This window comes from Duganella sp. LjRoot269 (genome assembly GCF_964254095.1).
Classification (GTDB): Bacteria; Pseudomonadota; Gammaproteobacteria; order Burkholderiales; family Burkholderiaceae_D; genus Rugamonas; species Rugamonas hordei.
Map to the genome: position 1 here is coordinate 2,792,642 of NZ_CAXUSL020000001.1, position 16,129 is coordinate 2,808,770.

A 16,129-nucleotide genomic window follows, 5' to 3' on the forward strand; every position below is an offset into this window, starting at 1 on the left:
TAAAGGACTTTATATGCGTTGTACTCTGCTACCTGCCGTTCTTGCGGCGCTGCTGGCCGCGCCGCTGGCCACCGCCGCCAGCGGCTACACCGTGCGCGACTTCGACCAGGTGCCGAAGATCGACGCCCATCTACACCTGCACGGCGAGAATCAGGACGCCTGGCTGGCGCTGGCGCGCAAGGACAACTTCCGTGCGCTGACCATCAATGTCGACTATCCGGATTTTCCACCGCTCGACCAGCAGCGGCGCGTGGCCAGCGCGCTGGCCCACGGTCATCCGCGGCAGGTGGCCTGGGCCGCGACCTTTTCCACCGACGGCTTCGAAAAGCCGGAGTGGGGCGCGGCCACGCTGAAAGACCTGGATGGAGCGCTGGCCGACGGCGCCGTCGGCGTCAAGGTGTGGAAGAACATCGGCATGAGCCTGCGCGACGGCCAGGGCAAGCTGGTGATGGTCGACGATCCGCGTTTCGACCAAGTGTTCAACGGGCTGGCCCAACGCGGCGTCATGGTGCTGGGGCACCAGGGCGAACCGCACAACTGCTGGCTGCCGCTTGAGCAGATGACGGTCAATAACGACCGCGAATATTTCAAGGAACATCCGGCCTACCACATGTACGCGCACCCGGAGATGCCCAGCTACGAAGAGCAGATGGCCGCACGCGACCATTTGCTGGACAAGCATCCCGACCTGCGCTTCACCGGCGTGCACCTGGCGTCGCTGGAGTGGGATGTGGACCGGCTGGCGCGCTTCCTCGACGCCCACCCCGGCGTCAACGTCGACGTGGCGGCCCGCATCGGACAGCTGCAATACCAGTCGCAGCGCGACCGCAAACGCGTGCGCGCCTTCCTCATCAAGTACCAGGACCGGTTGATGTACGGCTCCGACCTGGCGCAGTCGGCGGAGCAGGACGACGCCGGCTTCGTGGCCGACGTGGACACGGTATGGCGGCGTGACTGGCGTTATTTCGTCACCGCCGACAGCTTCGCCGTGCCCGAGCTGGACCGGCCGGTGCGCGGGCTGGCGCTGCCGCGCGCCGTGGTCGACAAGCTATACCGGATCAACGCGGAAAAAGCCTACCCGCGCGCCTGGCATTGAATAGAAAAACGAGGAAACCGATGAACAACCAACATGATCAACGCCGTCGCACCTTGCTGCAATGGCTGGCGGGAGCCGCAGTGACGTCCACGGTGGGCGACGCCGGCGCGGCCACGTTGCAGGCGCAAGGCAAGCAAGTGGCGCGCATCGGCGACGCCGCCATGGCGCTGGAATTCGACAGCCTGCTGCGCTGCCGCGTCGTGTCGCGGCGCGGGCCCCGGCCCACGGCGGTCACCGCCTTCGCGCCGAGCGAACGGCTGCAACTGCCCAACGGCCGCTGGGTCGAACGCTTTGCGCTGTCGTCGCAGGCGGCCGACAAGGTCGACGGCGCCCACGGCCCCGGCGTACGCCATCGCCTGTCCGGCGTGGCGGACGGCATCGAGAAGACGGTCGCCGTCACTTTTTATGAACGCCATCCCGGCTTGGCCGTCATCCGCGTTTCCTATCGCAACACCGGCGACAAGCCGCTGCCGGTCGCGGCCTGGGCCAACAGCGCCCACACGCTGCGCCCCGCGGCTGGCCGCAAGGCGGAATTCTGGACCTTCTCCGGCGCCACCCATCCCGACCGGCGCGACTGGGTGCAGCCGCTGGTCGCCGGCTTTGACCAGCGCAACTTCATGGGCATGAACGCTTCCGACTACGGCGGCGGCACGCCTGCGGCCGACGTCTGGAACCGCGAGTGCGGGCTGGCCGTCGGCCACCTGGACACCGTGCCGCGCCTGGTCGCGCTGCCGGTGCGCGCGGTCGCGGGCGGCGCCTCGCTGGCGGTCGAATTCAAGCAGGAGACGACACTGCAGCCGGGCGAGACGCTCGATACGCTGGACACCTTCCTGGCGCTGCACACGGGCGATTATTTTTCCGCGCTCGATCAGTACCGCCAGGCCATGGCCGAACGCGGCCTGCGCGCCCCGGACGCCCCGGCCGAATGCTACGAGCCTATCTGGTGCGCCTGGGGCTACGAGCGCGACTTCACGGTACCGCTGATGGTGGGCACGCTGCAGAAGGCCAAGGAGCTGGGCCTCGAATGGGCGGTGCTGGACGATGGCTGGCAGAACAACGAAGGCGACTGGAAACTGGACACCAAGAAGTTCCCGGGCGGCGAAGCCGACATGCGCGGCCTGGTGACCACCATCAAGGACGCCGGCCTGAAGGCGCGGCTGTGGATCACGCCGCTGGCGGTCGATCCCGGCTCGGACCTGCTGCATGACCACACCGACATGCTGCTGCTGGACAAGGAGGGCGCGCCGCAGCTGATCAGCTGGTGGAACAGCTTCTATCTGTGTCCGGCCTACCAGCCCACCATCGACATGACCCGCGCCTGGATACGCAAGATCCTGGGCGAGTGGGGCTACCAGGGCCTGAAGATCGACGGCCAGCACCTGAACGGCGTGGCGCCATGTTACAACCCGTTGCACAAGCACGCGCGGCCCGAGGAGTCGTTCGAGAAGCTGCAGGATTTCTGGAAGATGGTGTACGACACGGCGCGCGAGATCAATCCCAACGCCGTGGTCGAGCTTTGCCCGTGCGGCACCTCGTACGCCTTCCACAATTTCCCCTCCATGAACCAGGCGCCGGCCTCCGACCCGCTGTCGTCGTGGCAGGTGCGGCACAAGGGCAAGACGCTGAAGGCGCTGATGGGGCGCTCGGCGCCGTATGCGGGCGACCACGTGGAGCTGAGCGACGGCGGCGACGATTTCGCCTCGACGGTCGGCATCGGCGCCGTGCTGTCGACCAAGTTCACCTGGCCGGTCGATCCCAAGCCCAAGGACAGCTTCCTGCTGACGCCCAAGCGCGAGCTGAAGTGGCGCAAGTGGATCGGCATCTATCGCGACAAGATGCTGGCCAACGGCATCTATCGCGGCGAGCTGTACGACATCGGTTTCGACAAGCCGGAAGGCCACGCGGTGGAGAAGGGCGGCAGGATGTATTTCGCCTTCTTCGCGCGGCGCTGGGACGGCCCGGTCGAGATCCGCGGCCTGGGCGCAGGACGCTGGCGCCTGCGCGATTACGTCGACGGCAAGGATATCGGCGTAGTGGAGGGCGGCCGCAACCGCCTGACGCTGCGCTTCGAACACGCACTGCTGCTGGAGGCGGTGCCGGTGTAAAGCCCCCGGCGCCGCCGGGTGAGTCGAAGGTGCTGTCTTTTCAATTGGAGAACTGCCTATGAACTATGTGAAAGCTTTCGCCACAGCCGCGTGTGTGTTTGCCGGCCTGCTGGCGTCCACGGCGCACGCCATCACCATTACCGTCAGCCCCGGCCAGTCGATCCAGGCCGCGGTCAATGCCGCGGGCGCCGGCGACACCGTCCACGTGCTGGCCGGTACCTACAAGCAGAAGGTGCTCATTTCAGGCAAGTCCGGCACCGCCAGCGCACTCGTCACGCTCAAGGGCGATGCGGGCGCCATCATCAGCGGCAGCGGCCTGGCGCCGTCCGGCCGCGAGGGGCTGATCACGATCAAGAATTCGAACTATGTGCGGGTCGAAGGCTTCGACGTGACGGGGCTGACGTCCAGCGGCAGCAATACGCCGGTCGGCATTCTGATCGAAGGCAATGGCTCCAACCTGCAGATCGTCAACAACAAGATCCACGCCATCAAGAACACCAGCACCTGCAAGGATCCGTGCTCGGTCGGCGCGCATGGCCTGGCGGTGTTTGGCACGAACGCCACCGGCGTCACCGACCTGCTGGTGCAGGGCAACGAGGTGTACCAGAACGTGTTGCAGGCCAGCGAGGCGCTGGTCATCAACGGCAACGTGGACCGTTTTGAAGTGCTGAGCAACAGCGTGCACGACAATAACAATATCGGCTTCGACTTCATCGGCTACGAAGGCGAGTGCTCCGGTTGCGGCGAGAGCGACCGCGTGCGCAACGGCATGGTGCGCAACAACCGCGCGCAGAACAATTCCAGCACGACCAATCCGTGGTACGGCGGGGAAGGGTCGGCCGGCGGCTTTTATGTGGATGGCGGACGCAACATCATCTTCGACCGCAACATCTCCACCGGCAACGACATCGGCTTCGAATTCGCCAGCGAGCACAGCGGCAAGGCGACCGAGGACATCCTGATGACCAACAACTTTGTGTACGCCAACCGCGAGGCGGGGCTGTCGCTGGGCGGCTATTCGACGGGCGCCGGCCAGTCGCGCCGCATCAATGTGCACAACAACTCGTTCTACAAGAACAAGGGCTGGGGCAGCGAGGTGGTGTTCCAGTACAAGGTCATTGATTCGCGCTTCAGCAATAACATCTTCTCCGGCAAGGGCACCACCGCCGAGAGCTACCAGGTCGAAGGGACCGGGCACACCGGCAATGTCTGGGGCATCAATCTGTGGTGGGGCACCAGCTCCAGCACCACCAGCCTGCCGGGCACGCGCGTGATCGCCGACCCGCGCTACGCCGCGCCGACGACCGGCGACCTGAAGCTGCTCAATACCTCGCCGGCCATCAATGTCGGCGCCACCGGCACCGCGCTGACGACCTGGAGCTCGCCGCTGTGGACCCGCTATTTCCCTTCCGGCTCGATTCCGCTCAACGGCACGCAGGATATCAATGGCGAAGCGCGGATCGAAGGCATCATCGACCTGGGGGCCGACGAATACGGCACCGCCGCCGTGGCCCAGTGAGGCATTCGGCCTGAGGGAGGGGATTAAGATACAATCTGCTGCGCCATAAACCAGCAGATTGAACCCTACATGCCATCACGCCGTCTTTCCCTTGTCGCTTTAACCATCTTCGCCGCTGCCGCCGTTGTCGGCTGCAAGACCAATCCGGTGATCGAAACGCCGGTGGCCCCGGCGGTTTCCGTGCCCGAGCCGCTGCCGCCGAAGAAGATCAAGATCGGCCTGGCGCTGGGCGGCGGGGCGGCGCGCGGCTTTGCCCACATCGGCGTCATCAAGGCGCTGGAGGCGCAGGGCATTTATCCGGACATCGTGGTCGGCACCAGCGCCGGCAGCGTGGTCGGCGCCCTGTACGCGGCCGGCAACACCGGCTTCCAGCTGCAGAAGATGGCGCTGGACATGGACGAAGCGGCGATCTCCGACTGGGCGGTGCCGCTGTTCGGCAAGAGCACCGGCGTGCTCAAGGGCGAAGCGCTGCAGGCCTACGTCAACAAGGCGGTCAACAACCAGCCGATGGAAAAACTCAAGATTCCGTTCGGCGCCGTGGCGTCGGACCTGAAGAACGGCCAGCCCATCCTGTTCCAGCGCGGGAACACGGGCATGGCGGTGCGGGCGTCATCGTCGGTGCCCGGCGTGTTCCAGCCGGTGACGATCAACGGCCATTCCTATGTCGACGGCGGCCTGGTGGCGCCGGTGCCGGTGCGCTTTGCGCGCGACATGGGCGCGGATTTCGTCATCGCCGTCAACATCTCGACGCAGGCCGACGTGCAGGCCACCGTCAGCTCGCTGGACGTCATCATGCAGACCTTCAGCATCATGGGCCAGCGCATCAACCAGTACGAATTGAAGGACGCGGACGTGGTCATCGCGCCGAGCCTGGGCAAGATGGCGGGCAACGACTTCGCCGGCCGCAACCAGGCGATCCTGGCGGGCGAGCAGGCCGCGGCGCAGGTGATGGCGCAGATTAAGCAAAAACTGGAAGCCAAGCGCAAACCCTAGGTACAATATCGGCTCGAACAAAAAGGAAGACTCCATGCAAACCAAACCATACCTGTGCCTCGCCGACGTCAAGAAAATCGCCGCTGCTGCGGAAGCCGAGGCTGTCGCCAATAAATGGGCTGTCGTGATCGCCATCGTCGACGATGGCGGCCACCTGCTGTGGCTGCAACGCCAGGACGGCGCCGCGCCGCTGTCGTCGCACATCGCCCCGGCCAAGGCGCGCGTATCGGCGCTGGGCCGCCGCGAATCGAAGATCTACGAAGACATGATCAATAACGGCCGCGTATCGTTCCTGAGCGCGCCGGCGCCGCAGACCGACGGCATGCTCGAAGGCGGCGTGCCCATCATCGTTGACGGCCACATCATCGGCGCCGTCGGCGTGTCGGGCGTGAAATCGGCCGAAGATGCGCAAATCGCCAAAGCCGGCATCGCCGCGCTGAACTAATTTACAAGGTTTCGCGAAAGTGCCGCCCGGCTAGCGCCAGGCGGCATTTTTTTCGCCCGGGATGTTCTGGCTGCCATTGCCAAGCAGGGAGGATTTGGTTATAATTCAAAGGTTTAGCCAATCTCACCTCTACCGTAGCGACTACCACTCACTCCATCATCAATCTGACCTTCCACCCTGGCCTGCGACGGCGGGGGACACACGACGGTCGTCTGACGTGGCGCAGCTACGGTAACTTTATCAGGAGTTGCCCTTGCCGCCATTTTTTTCTGGCCCAGCCGTTCCAGCCATACTGGCCCTCGCTGACGGAACCATTTTCAAAGGTTTTTCGATCGGCGCCGCCGGCCATACGACCGGCGAAGTGGTCTTTAATACTTCCATGACCGGCTATCAGGAAATCCTGACCGATCCTTCCTACAGCCGCCAGATCGTCACCCTGACGTATCCGCATATCGGCAATACCGGCGTCAATCCCGAAGACGTCGAATCCACCAAAGTCCACGCAGCCGGTTTAATCATCCGTGACCTGCCGCTGATGGCGTCCAATTTCCGCTCCACCCAATCGCTGGCCGACTACCTGAAGGCCGAGAACATCGTCGCCATCGCCGGCATCGACACGCGCAAGCTGACCCGCATCCTGCGCGAGAAGGGCGCCCAGTCCGGCGCCATCCTGGTCGGCACGCAGGGCAACGAGCCGTCGGCGTCGCAGGCGCTGGACCTGGCCCGCTCCTTCCCCGGCCTGTCCGGCATGGATCTGGCCAAGGTGGTCACCGTCAAGTCGCAGTACGAATACACCGAAACCGAATGGACGCTGGGCGAAGGCTACGGCAAGCTCACCGACCCTAAATTCCACGTCGTGGCCTACGACTTCGGCGTCAAGCGCAACATCCTGCGCATGCTGACCGCGCGCGGCTGCAAGGTGACCGTCGTTCCGGCGCAGACCAGCGCCGCCGACGTGCTGGCGCTGAACCCGGACGGCGTGTTCCTGTCGAACGGCCCAGGCGACCCTGAGCCATGCGACTACGCGATCGCCGCCGCCAAGGAATTCATGGCCAGGAAGCTGCCGCTGTTCGGCATCTGCCTCGGCCACCAGATCATGGGCCTGGCCTCGGGCGCGAAAACGCTGAAGATGAAGTTCGGCCACCACGGCGCCAACCACCCGGTGCAGGACCTGGACAGCAAGCAAGTGCTGATCACGTCCCAGAACCACGGCTTCGCCGTCGACCCGGACACGCTGCCGGCCAACTGCCGCGTAACCCACAAATCGCTGTTCGACGGCTCGCTGCAGGGCTTCGCCCGCACCGACACGCCGGCCTTCTGCTTCCAGGGCCACCCTGAAGCATCGCCCGGCCCGACTGACGTCGCTTACCTGTTTGACCGCTTCATCGGCATGATGGAAGCAACGGAGAAAAAATAAGATGCCTAAACGTACAGACATTAAGAGTATTCTGATTATTGGCGCTGGCCCGATCATCATCGGCCAGGCTTGCGAGTTCGATTATTCCGGCGCACAGGCCTGCAAGGCCCTGCGCGAAGAGGGCTACAAAGTCATCCTGGTCAACAGCAATCCGGCGACCATCATGACCGACCCGGAGATGGCCGACGTCACCTACATCGAGCCGATCACCTGGCAAGTCGTCGAGAAAATCATCGCCAAGGAAAAGCCGGACGCGATCCTGCCGACCATGGGCGGCCAGACCGCGCTGAACTGCGCGCTGGACCTGCATCGCCACGGCATCCTGGACAAGTACAAGGTCGAGTTGATCGGCGCGACGCCGGAAGCCATCGACAAGGCCGAGGACCGCTCCAAGTTCAAGGACGCGATGACCAAGATCGGCCTGGGTTCCGCGCGTTCCGGCGTGGCGCACTCGCTGGAAGAATCGTGGGCCGTGCAGCGCGAAGTGGGCTTCCCGACCATCATCCGTCCGTCGTTCACGATGGGCGGCAGCGGCGGCGGCATCGCCTACAACGAGGAAGAATTCGAAGCCATCTGCAAACGTGGCCTGGAAGCCTCGCCGACCAACGAGCTGCTGATCGAAGAATCGCTGCTGGGCTGGAAAGAGTACGAGATGGAAGTGGTGCGCGACAAGGCGGACAACTGCATCATCATCTGCTCGATCGAAAACCTGGATCCGATGGGGGTGCACACCGGCGACTCGATCACCGTGGCGCCGGCGCAAACGCTGACCGACAAGGAATACCAGATCATGCGCAACGCCTCGCTGGCGGTGCTGCGCGAGATCGGCGTCGACACCGGCGGTTCGAACGTGCAGTTCTCGATCAACCCGGCCGACGGCCGCATGATCGTCATTGAAATGAACCCGCGCGTATCGCGTTCGTCGGCACTGGCTTCCAAGGCCACCGGCTTCCCGATCGCCAAGGTCGCGGCCAAGCTGGCTGTCGGCTTCACGCTGGACGAGCTGCGCAACGAGATCACCGGCGGCGCGACCCCGGCCTCGTTCGAACCGTCGATCGACTACGTCGTGACCAAGATCCCGCGTTTCACGTTCGAGAAATTCCCGACCGCCGACCACCACCTGACCACGCAAATGAAATCGGTCGGCGAAGTGATGGCGATCGGCCGCACCTTCCAGGAATCGTTCCAGAAAGCGCTGCGCGGCCTGGAAGTCGGCGTGGACGGCCTGAACGAAAAAACCAAGGACCGCGAGAAGATCGAAGAGGAACTGGGCGAGCCTGGTCCCGAGCGTATCTGGTACGTGGGCGACGCGTTCGCCCAGGGCTTCACGCTGGAAGAAGTGCACCAGCTGACCAAGATCGATCCATGGTTCCTGATCCAGATTAAAGAGATCGTCGACCTGGAACTGTGGATGGACACGCAGAAGCTGGAGCAGATCGACCGCACCACGCTGTACAAGCTGAAGCAAAAAGGCTTCTCCGACCGCCGCCTGGCGTTCCTGCTGCAGACCGATGCCAAGGCCGTGCGCGCCAAGCGCCATGAGCTGAACATCCGTCCGGTGTACAAGCGCGTCGACACCTGCGCGGCGGAGTTCTCGACCAACACCGCCTACATGTACTCGACCTACGACGAGGAATGCGAGTCCAATCCGACCGACAAGAAGAAGATCATGGTGCTGGGCGGTGGCCCGAACCGTATCGGCCAGGGCATCGAATTCGACTACTGCTGCGTGCACGCCGCGCTGGCGATGCGCGAAGACGGCTACGAGACCATCATGGTCAACTGCAATCCGGAGACCGTGTCGACCGACTACGATACCTCGGACCGCCTGTACTTCGAATCGCTGACGCTGGAAGACGTGCTGGAAATCGTCGAGCTGGAAAAACCGGTCGGCGTAATCGTGCAGTACGGCGGCCAGACCCCGTTGAAGCTGGCGCTGGATCTGGAGGCGAACGGCGTGCCTATCGTCGGCACCTCGCCGGACATGATCGACGCCGCCGAAGACCGCGAGCGTTTCCAGCAGCTGCTGCACAAGCTGAACCTGCGCCAGCCGCCTAACCGCACCGCGCGCACCGAAGCCGACGCCCTGGCGCTGGCACAGGAGATCGGCTATCCGCTGGTGGTGCGTCCTTCGTACGTGCTGGGCGGCCGCGCGATGGAAATCGTCCACGAGCAGCGCGACCTCGAGCGCTACATGCGCGAAGCGGTCAAGGTGTCGCACGATTCGCCGGTGCTGCTGGACCGCTTCCTGAACGACGCCATCGAGTGCGACGTCGATTGCATCTCCGACGGCGAGACCACCTTCATCGGCGGCGTGATGGAACACATCGAGCAAGCCGGCGTGCACTCGGGCGACTCGGCCTGCTCGCTGCCGCCTTACTCGCTGTCGCAGGAGACCATCGATGAACTGAAGCGCCAGACCGCGCTGATGGCCAAGGGCCTGAACGTGGTCGGCCTGATGAACGTGCAGTTCGCGATCCAGAAGCAGGAACGCGACGGCGAAATGCGCGACGTGGTCTACGTGCTGGAAGTGAACCCGCGCGCATCGCGCACCGTGCCGTTCGTGTCGAAGGCCACCGGCCTGCAGCTGGCGAAGATCGCCGCGCGCTGCATGGTGGGCCAGACGCTGGCGCAGCAGGGCATCACCCAGGAAGTCGTGCCGCCTTACTTCAGCGTCAAGGAAGCCGTGTTCCCGTTCGTGAAGTTCCCGGGCGTCGACACCATCCTCGGACCGGAGATGAAATCGACCGGTGAAGTCATGGGCGTCGGCAAGACCTTCGGCGAAGCCTTCGTCAAGTCGCAGATGGGCGCCGGCATCAAGCTGCCGAAATCGGGCAAGGTGTTTCTGTCGGTGAAATCGTCGGACAAGCCGCGCGCGGTGCAGGTGGCGCGCGACCTGGTGGACATCGGCTTCACGCTGGTGGCCACCAAGGGCACCGCCGCCGTCATCGCCGCCGCCGGCATCCCGGTCACGCCGGTGAACAAGGTGGTCGAGGGACGTCCGCACGTGGTCGACATGATCAAGAACCACGAGATTGTCCTGGTCATCAACACGGTCGAGGAAAAGCGCAGCGCCATCACGGACTCGCGCGCCATCCGCACCTCGTCGCTCGCATCGCGCGTGACGACGTACACCACCATCGCCGGCGCCGAAGCGGCGGTCGAAGGCATTCGTCACCTCGACGAATTGCAAGTGTACGATTTACAAGGGCTGCATAAAACCTTACACTAAGGCCTAGGTAGTACCTATTAACCACAGAGCTCGCGCTGCAGGTTGGCGTGGCCTCTGTGGTTTTCCATTGTAAAAACAGAGTAAATAAACAACATGACTTCAGTTCCACTTACCAAGTTCGGCGCAGAGCTCCTGAAAGACGAGCTGCACCAGTTGAAGACCAAAGAACGCCGTATCGTGATCGACGCGATTGCCGAAGCACGCTCGCATGGCGACCTGTCGGAAAACGCCGAGTACGATGCCGCCAAGGAGCGCCAGGCGTTCGTCGAAGGCCGCATCGCGGAACTGGAAGGTAAGCTGAGCGCCGCACAGATCATCGACCCGACCACGCTGGACGCCGATGGCCGCGTGGTGTTCGCATCGACGGTGGACCTGGAAGACCTGGAGTCGGGCGCGAAAGTGACCTACCAGATCGTCGGCCTGGACGAAGCGGACCTGAAACTGAGCAAGGTATCGGTGACGTCGCCGATCGCCCGCGCGCTGATTGGCAAATCGGCCGGCGACGTGGTGGAAGTGCAGGCCCCGAGCGGCCCGCGCGAATACGAAATCCTGGAAGTGCGTTACATCTGATGTTACTCGCGCGCACCCGTTTGCTGGTCGCGACGCTGTGGGCCGGCAGTTTGTGGGCGGTCGGCTACCTGGCCGCGCCGACGCTGTTCGCCACGCTGAGCGACCGCGTGCTGGCCGGCACCATCGCCGCCAGCTTGTTCAAGAATGAGGCGTGGCTGTCGATCGCCTGCGCGCTGGTCATGCTGGTGCTGCTGTGGATCAGCAAGGGCGCCGAGACCGGCGGCATTTTCGCCGGCTCCGCCGCCAACTCGGCCGCCAAGACGCGGCGCAACCTGCTGATTGTCGTGTTTGCAATGTTGCTGTGTACGCTGGTGTCGCATTTCGGCCTGCAGCCGATGATGGCGGCCTTGCGTGCCGCGGCAGGGCCGGGCGGTGTGATGGAAGACGCTGCCAGGAATGAATTCGGCATGTTGCACGGCATTTCCAGCAGCATCTACCTGGTGCAGAGCTTGCTGGCCGCGTGGCTGGTGGTGAAACAGTAAAACATTTTCGTCCTTTCCCGGGAGGGAAAGGACGATGCACGAGGCTTACTTCGAGCCCAGTGCGCTCTTCTTGGTCGACTTCTGCTGTGGCTTGGCGCGTTTGATATTGCCGCCTTGGGTCACGCGTTCATTCCCCTTGAGCAGTACCTTGGTCACCGACGGACGCTTGGTGCCGCTTGGGCTGGGCTTGACGATGGTGACTTCGCGCAGGCCCTTGCCGGAGGTCGAGCGGGCTTTTTCCGTTTCCACCTTCGGACGGTACAGCACCAGCAGCTTGCCGATGTGTTGCACCGGTGCCGCGTCGAGCTGCTCGCAGATGGTGTCGTACATGGCGGCGCGGGCTTCGCGGTCGTCGCCGAACACGCGGACCTTGATCAGGCCGTGCGAATCCAGGCCCAGCGAAATTTCCTTGAGGACGTTGGCTGTCAGGCCCGCCTCGCCGATCAGGACGATAGGCTTGAGACCATGCGCTTCGGCGCGCAGAGCGCTGCGCTCAACAGGTGTAAGTTTTTGCATAATATATTTTTAGTGGTTCCCTTAAAGGCAGTATTCTACGCGAATGAAGAAGAAGAAATTAAACAAAAACTGGTTGCACGACCACATTAACGACCCTTACGTGAAATTGGCGCAAAAAGAGGGCTACCGCGCCCGCGCCGCTTTCAAGCTCAAGGAGATCGATGAGGACGAGAGCCTGATCAAGCCCGGCCAGGTCATCGTCGACCTCGGCTGCACGCCTGGCAGCTGGGGTCAGTACGCGCGCCGCAAGCTGGCCGGCAAGGAGGGCGGCGGCATCAACGGCACGCTGATCGGCCTCGACATGCTGCCGATGGAGCCGATCGCCGATTTCCACTTCATCCAGGGCGATTTCCGCGAGCCCGACGTGCTGCAGCTGCTGGAAGACCATGTCAAAGGCCAGAAAGTTGATCTTGTGCTATCGGATATGGCGCCCAACCTGTCCGGCATCGCCAGCGCCGACGCCGCGCGCATGGAGCATCTGATCGATTTGGCAATTGAATTCTCCCAGGCGCATTTGAAACCCGGCGGCGCGCTGCTGGTGAAATGTTTTAAAGACATGGGTTTCAATGACATCGTGCTCAAATTCCGCCGCGAATTCAAAACCGTGATCCAGAAAAAACCCAAAGCCAGCCGCGATAAATCGTCCGAGATTTTCCTGCTGGGACGCGGACTGAAGAATCCGACCGACGGCATGGTCTCGGCCGAAGTGCCCGATTCCGACGAATTCGCCCCTGAACGCCCTTGATATTTGGGGCTTGGGCCGCACATCGACACAGTGAAGATCAGTTTTGACTTGATCGCACCGGTATTTTGGTCAAATAATGTGTTTTTACGCGGGATTTTCAGCCGCACGCACAAGTGGGCTTCTGGCACCGCCTGCTTATTGCGAGTAAAATCGGGTTTCTAAGCTATAGGTTATAGATGCGCCCTGCATCCAAGGAGTTTTCGTGAATAACATGTTTTCCAAATCAGCCATTTGGGTAGTTGTGGTACTGTTGCTGCTCATGCTGTACAAGCAGTTTGATAGTCACAGCGTAGCCGGTGGCGCCAAAACGATCGCTTATTCCGATCTGCTGGATGATGTGAAAGCCAAGCGCATCAAGGATGTCGTGATTGAAGGCGCCAACATCACCGCCACCCGCAGCGACGACACCAAGGTGCGCTCGACCGCCACCATGCTCGATCGCGGCCTGGTCGGCGACCTGCGCGACAGCGGCATCCATTTCGACATCAAACCGCCCGAGGAGCCATCGTTCCTGCAGCAGGTCTTCGTGTCGTGGTTCCCGATGCTGCTGCTGATCGGCGTGTGGATCTTCTTCATGCGCCAGATGCAGGGCGGCGGCAAGGGCGGGGCGTTCTCCTTCGGCAAGTCGAAGGCGCGCATGATGGATGAAACCAACAACACCGTCACCTTCGCCGACGTCGCCGGTTGCGACGAGGCCAAGGAAGAAGTCAACGAAATCGTCGACTTCCTCAAAGACCCGAGCAAATTCCAGAAACTGGGCGGCCGCATTCCACGCGGCGTGCTGATGGTCGGTCCTCCGGGCACCGGTAAAACGCTGCTGGCCCGCGCCATCGCCGGCGAAGCCAAGGTGCCGTTCTTCTCGATCTCCGGTTCGGACTTTGTTGAAATGTTCGTCGGCGTGGGCGCGTCCCGCGTGCGCGACATGTTCGAGAACGCCAAGAAGCATTCGCCTTGCATCATCTTCATCGACGAGATCGACGCTGTCGGCCGCCATCGTGGCGCCGGCATGGGCGGCGGCAACGACGAGCGCGAACAGACGCTGAACCAGCTGCTGGTGGAGATGGACGGCTTCGAAGCATCGTCCGGCGTCATCGTGGTGGCAGCGACCAACCGCGCCGACGTGCTGGACAAGGCGCTGCTGCGTCCGGGCCGTTTCGACCGCCAGGTGTCGGTGGGCCTGCCGGACATCCGCGGCCGCGAACAGATCCTCAACGTGCACATGCGCAAAGTGCCTATCGGTACCGACGTCAAGGCCGACATCCTGGCCCGCGGCACCCCTGGCTTCTCCGGCGCCGACCTGGCCAACCTGGTCAACGAGGCAGCCTTGTTTGCGGCACGTCGCAGCAAGCGCCTGGTGGACATGGCCGACTTTGAAGATGCGAAAGACAAGATCTTCATGGGCCCCGAGCGCAAGTCGATGGTCATCCGCGAGGAAGAGCGCCGCAACACCGCGTATCACGAGTCCGGCCACGCCGTGGTCGCCAAGCTGCTGCCGAAGGCCGATCCGGTCCACAAAGTGACCATCATGCCGCGCGGCTGGGCACTGGGCCTGACCTGGCAGCTGCCTGAGCACGACAATATCTCGGGCTACAAGGACAAGATGCTGGAAGAAATTTCCATCCTGTTCGGCGGCCGCATCGCCGAAGAGATCTTCGTCGGCCAGATGTCGACCGGCGCCTCGAACGACTTCTCGCGCGCCACCAAGCTGGCCCGCTCGATGGTGACCCGCTTCGGCATGTCCGACAGCATGGGCGTGATGGTCTACGAAGACAGCCAGAACGACGGCTTCTTCGGCGGCGCCTCGAAGACGATTTCCGAAGCGACCCAGCAGATGGTCGATGCCGAGATCCGCGCCATCCTCGACACGCAATATCAGCTGGCGCGCAAGCTGCTGGAAGAGAACCGCGACAAGGTCGAAGTGATGACCAAGGCGCTGCTGGAATGGGAAACCATCGACGCGGACCAGATCAACGACATCATGGCCGGCCTGGAGCCGCGCGCACCGAAGCCGGGCGTGACGATCCGCAAGCAGCCTCCCGGCGACGGCGGCTCGGGCGTATCGCCTAACGTGACCGCGCCGGCCTAAACGGCCGTTACAGCATCAACTCAAAAGGGTGAGGAGTGATCCTCGCCCTTTTTCATTCCAGTTTCATATGCGATCTACACTGCAGTTTGGCCGATTCAACTACCCGTGGCGTGGCGAGGGCGTCCGTCCCCGCGTGATGGGCATCCTCAACGTCACCCCCGATTCGTTTTCCGACGGCGGCAATTACCAGTCGCTGGAATTCGCCATTTCCCATGCCGAGCAGATGATACTGGACGGCGTCGACATCATCGACGTCGGCGGCGAATCCAGCCGCCCCGGCGCGCCGCCGCTGCCGCTGGAGCAGGAGCTGCAGCGCGTGATGCCGGTGCTGTACGCGCTGCGCGACCAGGGGCCGGCGATCTCGGTCGACACCTACAAGCCGCAGCTGATGCGCGAAGCGGTCATCGCCGGCGTCGACATGATCAACGATATCAACGGTTTCCGCGCCCCGGGCGCCATCGAGGCCGTGCTCGACAGCGATTGCGGCCTGTGCATCATGCACATGCAAAGCCAGCCGCAGACCATGCAGCTGGCGCCGTCGTACACCGACGTGGTGGCCGAGGTGATCGCCTTCCTGCGCGAGCGCATCGACGCGATGATCGCCGCCGGTATTGATCCGCGTCGAATCTGCATTGATCCCGGCTTTGGCTTTGGCAAGACGGTGGAGCATAATTACGCCTTGTTGAAAGCCACCGGACGCTTGATCGCCGAGCTGGACATGCCGCTGCTGGCGGGCCTGTCGCGCAAGTCGATGATAGGCGCGGTGGTCGACAAGCCGGTGGAGCGGCGCATGGCCGGCAGCGTCGGCGGCGCGCTGGCGGCGGTGGCGCAGGGCGCCGTCATCGTCCGCGTGCACGACGTGGCCGAGACGGTCGACGCGCTCAAGGTATGGCAGGCGGCACACTAAAACCAATAACGATAAA

The 16,129-nt window shown here is 63.2% G+C and carries 13 protein-coding genes; 12 read left to right on the forward strand and 1 reads right to left on the reverse strand.

Annotated elements, in window-relative coordinates:
- Positions 1-13: 13 nt before the first annotated feature.
- The 9 genes from ACSQ3S_RS12570 (at position 14) to ACSQ3S_RS12610 (ending at position 11,859) form a co-directional block, all read left to right on the forward strand.
- Positions 14-1,096, forward strand: a complete 1,083-nt coding sequence (locus ACSQ3S_RS12570) for a hypothetical protein (RefSeq protein ID WP_436142571.1) — start codon at positions 14-16, stop codon at positions 1,094-1,096.
- Positions 1,097-1,116: 20 nt separating this feature from the next.
- Positions 1,117-3,201, forward strand: coding sequence for a glycoside hydrolase family 36 protein (locus ACSQ3S_RS12575; RefSeq protein ID WP_436142572.1), 2,085 nt, complete (start codon positions 1,117-1,119; stop codon positions 3,199-3,201).
- A gap of 58 nt (positions 3,202-3,259) precedes the next feature.
- Positions 3,260-4,720 carry a right-handed parallel beta-helix repeat-containing protein gene (locus tag ACSQ3S_RS12580; RefSeq protein ID WP_436142573.1) on the forward strand — a complete coding sequence of 487 codons (1,461 nt, stop codon included), beginning with the start codon at positions 3,260-3,262 and terminating at the stop codon, positions 4,718-4,720.
- Between the two features lie 69 nt (positions 4,721-4,789).
- The gene (locus ACSQ3S_RS12585; protein WP_353402396.1) at positions 4,790-5,713 is read left to right on the forward strand and encodes a patatin-like phospholipase family protein; all 924 of its coding nucleotides are present in this window, start codon (positions 4,790-4,792) and stop codon (positions 5,711-5,713) included.
- A gap of 34 nt (positions 5,714-5,747) precedes the next feature.
- Entirely contained in the window at positions 5,748-6,158 is a 411-nt protein-coding gene (locus ACSQ3S_RS12590; protein ID WP_353402398.1) for a GlcG/HbpS family heme-binding protein, read from the forward strand.
- Positions 6,159-6,411: 253 nt separating this feature from the next.
- Positions 6,412-7,575, forward strand: a complete 1,164-nt coding sequence (gene carA, locus ACSQ3S_RS12595) for a glutamine-hydrolyzing carbamoyl-phosphate synthase small subunit (RefSeq protein ID WP_353402399.1) — start codon at positions 6,412-6,414, stop codon at positions 7,573-7,575.
- A gap of 1 nt (position 7,576) precedes the next feature.
- Positions 7,577-10,807 carry a carbamoyl-phosphate synthase large subunit gene (carB, locus tag ACSQ3S_RS12600; RefSeq protein ID WP_353402401.1) on the forward strand — a complete coding sequence of 1,077 codons (3,231 nt, stop codon included), beginning with the start codon at positions 7,577-7,579 and terminating at the stop codon, positions 10,805-10,807.
- A 93-nt stretch (positions 10,808-10,900) separates the two neighbouring features.
- Positions 10,901-11,377, forward strand: a complete 477-nt coding sequence (gene greA, locus ACSQ3S_RS12605; RefSeq protein WP_176653899.1) for a transcription elongation factor GreA — start codon at positions 10,901-10,903, stop codon at positions 11,375-11,377.
- Positions 11,377-11,859, forward strand: a complete 483-nt coding sequence (locus ACSQ3S_RS12610) for a DUF4149 domain-containing protein (RefSeq protein ID WP_176653900.1) — start codon at positions 11,377-11,379, stop codon at positions 11,857-11,859. Before greA ends, ACSQ3S_RS12610 begins: the two co-directional genes overlap by 1 nt.
- Before the next feature lie 45 nt (positions 11,860-11,904).
- Here the strand turns inward: ACSQ3S_RS12610 and ACSQ3S_RS12615 are convergent, their stop codons facing one another.
- The gene (locus ACSQ3S_RS12615) at positions 11,905-12,375 is read right to left on the reverse strand and encodes a YhbY family RNA-binding protein (protein ID WP_176653901.1); all 471 of its coding nucleotides are present in this window, start codon (positions 12,373-12,375) and stop codon (positions 11,905-11,907) included.
- A gap of 43 nt (positions 12,376-12,418) precedes the next feature.
- Here ACSQ3S_RS12615 and ACSQ3S_RS12620 point away from each other — a divergent pair, with 43 nt between their 5' ends.
- From ACSQ3S_RS12620 to folP, 3 genes are all read left to right on the forward strand, one after another.
- The gene (locus tag ACSQ3S_RS12620; RefSeq protein ID WP_176653902.1) at positions 12,419-13,120 is read left to right on the forward strand and encodes an RlmE family RNA methyltransferase; all 702 of its coding nucleotides are present in this window, start codon (positions 12,419-12,421) and stop codon (positions 13,118-13,120) included.
- Between the two features lie 202 nt (positions 13,121-13,322).
- On the forward strand, positions 13,323-15,206 hold the full coding sequence (ftsH, locus tag ACSQ3S_RS12625; protein WP_176653903.1) for an ATP-dependent zinc metalloprotease FtsH: 1,884 nt from the start codon (positions 13,323-13,325) through the stop codon (positions 15,204-15,206).
- Between the two features lie 67 nt (positions 15,207-15,273).
- Positions 15,274-16,113: a dihydropteroate synthase gene (gene folP, locus ACSQ3S_RS12630; protein WP_436142574.1), complete on the forward strand. Its 840-nt coding sequence runs from the start codon at positions 15,274-15,276 to the stop codon at positions 16,111-16,113.
- The last annotated feature ends 16 nt before the right edge of the window (positions 16,114-16,129 follow it).

Coding starts and splice junctions, on each gene's coding strand:
- ACSQ3S_RS12570 (WP_436142571.1), top strand. CDS start 14: ATGCGTTGTACTCTGCTACCTGCCGTTCTTGCGGCGCTGCTGGCCGCG.
- ACSQ3S_RS12575 (WP_436142572.1), top strand. CDS start 1,117: ATGAACAACCAACATGATCAACGCCGTCGCACCTTGCTGCAATGGCTG.
- ACSQ3S_RS12580 (WP_436142573.1), top strand. CDS start 3,260: ATGAACTATGTGAAAGCTTTCGCCACAGCCGCGTGTGTGTTTGCCGGC.
- ACSQ3S_RS12585 (WP_353402396.1), top strand. CDS start 4,790: ATGCCATCACGCCGTCTTTCCCTTGTCGCTTTAACCATCTTCGCCGCT.
- ACSQ3S_RS12590 (WP_353402398.1), top strand. CDS start 5,748: ATGCAAACCAAACCATACCTGTGCCTCGCCGACGTCAAGAAAATCGCC.
- carB (WP_353402401.1), top strand. CDS start 7,577: ATGCCTAAACGTACAGACATTAAGAGTATTCTGATTATTGGCGCTGGC.
- greA (WP_176653899.1), top strand. CDS start 10,901: ATGACTTCAGTTCCACTTACCAAGTTCGGCGCAGAGCTCCTGAAAGAC.
- ACSQ3S_RS12610 (WP_176653900.1), top strand. CDS start 11,377: ATGTTACTCGCGCGCACCCGTTTGCTGGTCGCGACGCTGTGGGCCGGC.
- ACSQ3S_RS12615 (WP_176653901.1), bottom strand. CDS start 12,375: ATGCAAAAACTTACACCTGTTGAGCGCAGCGCTCTGCGCGCCGAAGCG.
- ACSQ3S_RS12620 (WP_176653902.1), top strand. CDS start 12,419: ATGAAGAAGAAGAAATTAAACAAAAACTGGTTGCACGACCACATTAAC.
- folP (WP_436142574.1), top strand. CDS start 15,274: ATGCGATCTACACTGCAGTTTGGCCGATTCAACTACCCGTGGCGTGGC.